The organism is Paenisporosarcina sp. P4_E4_2, assembly GCF_056401595.1.
The window spans coordinates 1-4,645 of record NZ_JBFUJC010000251.1; the positions used below are offsets into that span (position 1 = coordinate 1).

The window sequence follows — 4,645 nt, forward strand, 5'->3', positions numbered from 1 at the left end:
TCAATAAGCTTATTGTTTTATCATCATTTACTATTGTGCAATTTTCGTGTTTGAGGAGGATTGGATTCCAGTTTTCCCTCTCAGGATGATTTTCGTTTAAATTACGGCGATACCGCTCTCTCAACTCCATGATAGGGATACCATCTAAAGCAGAAATAACGGAGCCTACAGTTATTTTTTTTTCATTTTGTACAGAAGTAACATAGAGAAGATTTTCAAATCGACGTACCTTAAAACCTCTGTCTTTCCGCATCTCTTTACTCTTCTGAGTACGAATAAAATGAATGTGATTATCCTTGAAATCAATAAGATAATCCTTAACTAATTCAACAAATTCATCAGGTGTAAAAGAACTCCTTTTCTCCAGCAGAATACCTCTGTAAAAGTCCGGGTTATCCCACCCGTGTTTGTCTTGGCAACCCGAGTAATCTTTACGCATTATTGAAATGATTTCTTCAAAAACTTCACCGTACATTTTATTTTTATTCCTCCTTTTACAATCGCCCATCCCCGAAAAATGACCCACTTATTTGTTTTACTAAACTGCCCCGTTAGTTTATTAAGAAAAAATGCTTCACTCCTTATTGAAGTAAAGCACCTGTTAGTTTAAGTAAGATACTTCACAAACTTTAATAGAATTGGTTATTTATTTAGGACTTAACACTGAATTAGTTGAAAATTTCTCCCTAAATTTAATTAGAAACTAAATAAAGCCACCGCAATAACTAATAAAGATACTGGTATAAAAAACATACCCCAACTATTTTTACCTTTATTTTTAAATTCCTCTATTCCTATAATTGCAATAAAAATTCCAAGCAATAAAGATGATATTGGACCATACAAAAAATCTTTTGTAATTAAGCCGTATGCTGAAAGTGCTATTACAATTAAAACAAGAATTATTTTAATAATTTTCAACTCAATTCCCCCTCGAATTATTGAACTAAACTGCCCCGTTAGTAAAAACACATCCTATGTCTATAATTCTATTAAGTTGGCAATAATCCTTTTAATATTACTAATTTAGGGGGAATGAAATTGTTACTCTCAAAAGCATGGGCTTCGTTTGAAGCTGATAAGCGAATAGAGGGCTTCTCGCCACAAACGTTGAAGGCTTACCTGTTACAGTCTTTGCTACTAATTGGTTATTTTAAGGATGTAGAGATGGAATTACTGGATACAAATCAACTGAAGGAATATCTCGCTATATCCGGCAAGCATTTAAAACCGGCCAGTCTTGCACATCGTATCCGCTTTATGAAATCATTTTTTCGTTGGTGCCATGAAGAAGGCTACCTGAGTAAAAATCCAACTTCCAAAATTAAAGAACCCAAAGTAGGGAAGCGGATACCCAAGTATTTAACCGAACGGGAAATTGAACACCTTCGTGAATCCTGTCATTCCCCAATGGAAAAAGCGATTTTTGAATTCATGTTTTCTACCGGTTGTCGAATTGGAGAAATAGTTGCGTTAGAAAAGAACCATATTAATTGGTCCAATCAATCCGCGATCGTTGGAGGAAAAGGCGATAAGGAAAGAGAAGTTTATTTTAATACACGTTGTGACATATGGCTTAAACGCTATATGGAAAGCCGTAATGACCATAATTCAGCCATCTTTGTAACAGCAAGACAGCCACATAAAATGAGTGTCGCCCAAATGCGATACATCATCAAGCGGATCTCCAATCGTGCGGAAATCAATAAAGATTTTCATCCACACCAACTGAGACACAGCTACGCAACTCATTTATTGAATAATGGAGCTCCTATTGAAGTCATACAAAGTCTTATGGGGCATGAGAAAAGTGAAACCACCAAGATCTATGCTCAGTTAAGTGGAAGGTTAAGGAAAGAGTATTATCAGAAGTACTTTTAAAAGTAAAAGGAGCAACGTCTTAAAATACGTTGCTCTACTTTACTAAAGCACCCGTTAGTTGAACAAGAGAAAATAGAATGAAATACTTTGATTGTTTTCATTTTTTCAATCCTCTTCCTCCTAACCCTTGTTCAATCCTTTTTCTATCAACTTCTTCTACCCAATCGTAGTATTTCTCATAAAGTGGACGTATTCGATCTGCTTCACGGGCTATAACTTCGCATCCTCGGTCGTCGTAGACAAAGAAAATAATGTCTTTTGTGATGTTCACTAAGAAAACATCGGGATAATCGATGTAGTACCTTCCGAACTTTGGTTTCAATGGAAAGTCTTCATTACTCGCTGCCTTAAGTAATTCATTCACACGTATGTCTCCTCGCTTACACAACAAGGAAAATTGTTGCAGCTCGAATTCTTCTCCTTCGTCCGACTCGAACGGATAAGGGTACGTTTTCACCTGAATTCGATTCAATTTATTTTTACACTTGAGAAACGGCTGATATACCTTCAGTTTTCTAGTATGTTTCTCTTTTGTTTTGTGCTTATAAACATTCGTCACGAAGAACAAGTCGTCATTTTGCTCAAACAACTCATTGAAAATTGTTGAGGCTTGCTTATATACAAGTCGAAAATAATCAAGATTGAGATCATCATTGTCTTTGAATTGATAGAGTTCCCCACCAAGTGAAAAGTGGATGCCAATGTCCCATTGATAATAAATGCTTGGGATTAATTCGACAGTTGGAAACCTCCCCTTAAGATAGTCCATTATGTTCATTTACTCATTCTCGCTTTCATTTAGATCGAATCCAAGGTATCCGAAAAAGGTTTGGATTTGTCTACATAAATAATCAATTTGATAATAATTATAACTTTGCATCTTCAACAAACCTGCCCCGTTAGTTGAACAAGATTAATTTTCATGGGAGTTATTCAATAAGAAAAAAGAGCTATCAAAGCAAGCCCAAGGAACGTCAAATAAAGCTCCCAGTTACTTGAAGAAGCCCTATTCCTTATACCAATTTTCATCAAATTTCAGGTCAGCAATTACTAAAAAGAGTCCTGATTCTTTTATGAATCGGACTCTTTATTTTTGTATATATCTAAGCATTTCCGCCGTAAAAAATGATTGCGGTTTATAATTCCTTTTCGGTTGTAGTCACAGCACAGTAATTTCTTCAACAAAAGTCCCCCCCAAGTGTTTTTAAAAAAATTATCACTCTTTCCTGTAAGTGAAGGCGAAAAGAACAAATACTCATCCGAAAATGAAAGCATCTGAACGTCTCTGCGGCTAGCACAGGAACAACGGCTGCGAGACAAGCGCTAGTACCCACATTCATGAGTCTGTGGGGTACCTTTGTTTACATGGCTTTCCTGTCCTCGATTTCCCAATGTTTCAAAGAAGGGAACGGATCATATGCCCATTCAATCCGGCCATTGAATTTATACATTCCATAGTGAAGATGAGGTGGGAACTTGCCTGAAGTCCCTTTCTTCCCGTACCCGGAACTTCCAACATAGCCGATGATCATCCCAGGCTCCACAATATCGCCTTCCTTGACGCCTTTATTGAAATGCGACAAATGGGCGAAGTAATGGTACGTATTATCGATATCGCGGATTCCGACACGCCAACCGCCGAAGTCATTCCAGCCCATTACCTCAATCACGCCATATGTTGTAGATCGGACCGGGACACCATAGGAAGCATACAAATCCGTACCTTCATGCATTCGGCGTCCGCCCCAGCCACGGCTGGAACCCCATGTACTACGGTAGCTGTAATCGTTTCCGACAGGAAGGGGAAAGGCATGTTGATCCAGGTCTAGCGTTTCAAAATGTTGGTAGATCTGTGCAATTATCATAATCTGCCTAACAGCTTCATCGCGAACGTAATAATCTTTAAGTGCCTTCTTGAAATCATTTTCGGAATGTCCGTATTTAATCAAGTAATTGGACAGCGTGAGCATCAAGTCGTCATTATTCTCTAGGTCTGCCTTGCCGTCCCCACTTCCGTCCATTCCATTCCCACCGAAAAATGAGATGGCAGAGGAAAGCCTATCGTTCTTGACCGGGTTCAAGTCACCCACCCAAAATGCATCTGAAAACTGAAGGGCAATTGGACCTTCCCTTTTTGTTAAATCGTTACGGACCTGCTGGATATTACGCTCATACTTGTCCACTGCCGCCAGAAAGTACCACGGCACAGAAGGATTTGAATAATGTTGGTAATAGCCCATACGCTGGATCAAAAGCTGTTCTTTGGATTGTTCGCTTTCAGCTGTAGCAACCGACGCCAAAGCGAAAAAACTCAACACCAAAAAAATCGGGTATCGAAGACTCTGGAACAAAAATAAAACCCTCCTTTTAGCAACACATTACATAGTTTCTCCTTTTCATTTATTTTCATGAATCATTTAGTTGAAATGAAAAAATTGCCACCTGCAGGAGGGAAAAAGTGAGCTAACTAAAGAAAGCCTTGACTGAATAATGTACAGATTCCAACTCGCAATTCACTTTTTTCATCAGCATCCCAGAAAAGGAGAGTGAGGACAATTATAATAATCACTGTTCTAATGCTAAGTAAAAGGAAATTGGCGATTTGATAAACATAGTTCGACCAAAATTTCCCTAAAGCAGGTCGAATTTAGTGAGCGCTATAAAGGTATAATTTATTGCTTAAAGTAAAAAATATAATGGATGTGATACTTGATAATAATTGGATTAGGGAAGTGAAGAATTGAAGGGAAAGTATGTTTTAGTG

The 4,645-nt window shown here is 37.9% G+C and carries 4 protein-coding genes and 1 pseudogene; 1 reads left to right on the forward strand and 4 read right to left on the reverse strand.

Going from position 1 to position 4,645, the window contains the following annotated elements:
• Together AC1DSB_RS14730 and AC1DSB_RS14735 are read right to left on the reverse strand one after the other, a co-directional pair.
• Positions 1 to 475, reverse strand: a pseudogene (locus tag AC1DSB_RS14730) (S41 family peptidase); the annotation flags it as partial.
• A 221-nt stretch (positions 476 to 696) separates the two neighbouring features.
• Positions 697 to 921, reverse strand: coding sequence for a DUF3953 domain-containing protein (locus AC1DSB_RS14735; RefSeq protein WP_477533264.1), 225 nt, complete (start codon positions 919 to 921; stop codon positions 697 to 699).
• A gap of 120 nt (positions 922 to 1,041) precedes the next feature.
• On the opposite strand from AC1DSB_RS14735, the gene AC1DSB_RS14740 reads away from it, so the two are divergent.
• On the forward strand, positions 1,042 to 1,881 hold the full coding sequence (locus AC1DSB_RS14740; protein WP_477533263.1) for a tyrosine-type recombinase/integrase: 840 nt from the start codon (positions 1,042 to 1,044) through the stop codon (positions 1,879 to 1,881).
• Between the two features lie 97 nt (positions 1,882 to 1,978).
• On the opposite strand, the gene AC1DSB_RS14745 is transcribed toward AC1DSB_RS14740, so the two are convergent.
• Complete coding sequence (locus AC1DSB_RS14745) at positions 1,979 to 2,659, reverse strand: DUF3885 domain-containing protein (protein ID WP_477586983.1); 681 nt, start codon at positions 2,657 to 2,659, stop codon at positions 1,979 to 1,981.
• A 583-nt stretch (positions 2,660 to 3,242) separates the two neighbouring features.
• Positions 3,243 to 4,232, reverse strand: coding sequence for a M23 family metallopeptidase (locus tag AC1DSB_RS14750; protein ID WP_477586984.1), 990 nt, complete (start codon positions 4,230 to 4,232; stop codon positions 3,243 to 3,245).
• Positions 4,233 to 4,645: the final 413 nt, after the last annotated feature.

Coding starts and splice junctions, on each gene's coding strand:
- AC1DSB_RS14745 (WP_477586983.1), bottom strand. CDS start 2,659: ATGAACATAATGGACTATCTTAAGGGGAGGTTTCCAACTGTCGAATTA.